We start from the raw sequence: 2,791 nt of genomic DNA on the forward strand, positions 1-2,791 counted from the left end.
CGCAACAAACCGCGACGCCGTCAACCCCGACCGACCCCAATACCCCCGCGCCACACCAGGACCCGACACATACAACTCACCGACCACACCCACAGGCACCACCCGCAACCGCGAATCCAACACCACCTCACGCACCCCACACACCGGCCCACCCAACGGCACCCGCTCCCCACCCACCAACGGCACACTCATATTCACCGCAACCGTCGCCTCGGTCGGACCATAGGCATTGACCAGCACCCGACCCGGCGCCCACCGCGCCACCAAATCAGCCGAACACGCCTCACCCCCGACCACCACATGACCCAACCCCACCAACCCCACCGGATCCACCGTCGCCAACACCGACGGCGTGAAAAACCCGTGCGTCACACCCTCATCGGCCAACAACCCAGCCAACTCCACACCACCGGCAACCCCCGCCGGCGCCAACACCAACGTCGCACCAGCAGAAAACGCCAACAAATACTCCAACACCGCCGCATCGAAACTCGGCGACGAAAACCCCAACACCCGACAACCAACCCCAACCTCACACCGCGACAACAACTCCGACGCCAAACCAGCCAACCCCCGATGCGACACCACCACACCCTTCGGCACACCCGTCGACCCCGACGTATAAATCACATACGCAGCCTGATCCAGGCTCACCCGGCCCAGGCCCACATCAGGCACAGAGGTAACCGATGTCAGTGGTGTCGTCATCGCTACGTCGTCGAGCACAACCCAGTCCACCGTGCCGGGCCACGACTCTCGCGCCCCGTGCACCGTTACTCCGAGCGACGCACCAGAATCGTCGAGCATGTGCCGGATGCGCGCCTCCGGGTACGCGGGATCCACCGGTAGCACAGCGGCACCGGCGCGAGTCACAGCCCAGACCGCGACAATGGATTCGATGGACCGCGACAATCCAACAGCGACAACAACTTCCGGTCCCGCTCCGCGGTCGACCAGTACCCTGGCCAATTCTCCCGCGCGATATGCCAGTTCGCCGTAGGTCAATTCGGTTGCACCGCAGCGCAATGCGACCGCATTCGAGGGTCCACCGGCCAAGATGTCACCCCACCACCTCTCCGAGGCGGCGGCCGACCCGCGCACGGGCGCCAAGGCCCGCCGTTCTTGCAGATCGAGCACGTCGACGTCTCCGACCGCGACATCTGGATCCGCGGTGAGGGCAGACAACACCCGAACGAACCTGTCCCCCAACCTCCGTGCCGATGCCTCGTCGAGAATGTCTGTCGCATAGGTGATCCACACCGACAGCCCGTTCGGTGTTCCGTTCTGGTCGAACCGCTCGGCGACGCTCACCAGCAGATCGAATTTGGCGAAGCCGGGATCGAACTCCAGAGGTTCGACAGCCAGACCCGGCCACTGGGTCGGACGAGGGTCGGTGTCCACCATCTCGACGACGACCTGGAACAGCGGAGTATGCGCAGTGGAGCGAGCGGGCGCGAGTTCGTCGACAACCCGCTCGAAGGGGATCTCGGCGTGCGCGAATGCTCCGAGGTCCGCGTCGCGAACTTCGTTCAGTACGGCCCCGAATCCCGAGTCGGGAGCAACGTTGGTCCGCAACACCACCGTGTTCACGAACATACCGACCAACTCGTCCAAGACCGGCTCGCCGCGGCCGGCAACCGGGCTACCGAGCACTACATCGTTTTCGCCTGAGAGTCGTGCAACCAACACTGCCAGCGCAGCATGGACGGCCATGAACACGCTCGCTCGATGCTCACGAGCGATCGCACGCAACCGCCCATGCACGGCAGCGTCCACACTCGTCTGCACACGGCCACCACGCAACGACCGCACCTGCGGTCGGGGCCGATCGAGAGGCAGGTCGACCACTTCGGGTGCACCTGCCAAAGCTGCACGCCAGTAGGCCAATTGGCGTTCCGAGAGCGCGTCGCCGTCGTGTTCGGACTCGAGCCACTCGTGTTGCCACAGCGAGTAGTCGGCGTATTGCACAGGCAGAGGAGTCCACTCCGGCGCAGCGCCGGTGAGTCGCGCGGCGTAGGCAGCTGCCAGATCCCGCGCCAACGGCGTCATCGACGCGCCGTCCGCGATGATGTGATGAACAACCAGCAGCAGCACATGTTCGTCGACACCTAGCCGAAACAGCCTTACGCGCAACGGAACCTGTTGGCTGACATCGAATCCCGCCGCAGCCACGGCGCTCAGCTCGGCTACCAACTGCGACCGATCCACCGGCACCGGCGTCGTGTCCACATCCGCGTCGGCTGCGTCGGCCAGCACCTGACCTGGCCCGCGCTCCGAATCCGGGAACACTGTTCGCAGACTCTCGTGCCGATCCAGTACGTCGCGCAGCGCGGCAGTCAATACCGCCGTATCGATATCTCCGTTGAGCCGCAATGCAACCGGAATGTTGTAGGCCCCCGATTGCGGGTCGAATTGGTTGAGGAACCACATACGACGCTGCGCAAACGACACCGGCACCCATGCAGGCCGCACCCGCGACACCAACACCGGCCGCGAACCAGCCTCCGGAGCAATCGAACCCACCACATCAGCCAACCCCGCCACCGTCGGTGCATCGAACACCGACCGCACCTCCACCAACACCCCCAACACAGCATTCACCCGCGACACCAACCGCGTCGCCACCAACGAATCCCCACCCAACGCAAAGAAATCGTCATCCACACCCACCCGCGACACACCCAACACCTCACCGAACAACCCCGCCAACACCACCTCCACCGACGACACCGGAGCCCGAAAACCCACCACCGCACCAAAATCCGGAACCGGCAACGCCAACCGATCCACC

1 protein-coding gene is annotated in these 2,791 nt (G+C 64.5%); it reads right to left on the bottom strand.

Annotation, left to right across the window (positions count from 1 at the left end; translation table 11 throughout):
- Window positions 1-2,748: non-ribosomal peptide synthetase (locus JGU71_RS29540; protein ID WP_199708705.1), on the bottom strand; the 2,748-nt coding region annotated here is incomplete at its 3' end.
- Between the last annotated feature and the right edge of the window lie 43 nt (window positions 2,749-2,791).

This window comes from Antrihabitans stalagmiti (genome assembly GCF_016482825.1).
GTDB lineage: Bacteria > Actinomycetota > Actinomycetes > Mycobacteriales > Mycobacteriaceae > Antrihabitans > Antrihabitans stalagmiti.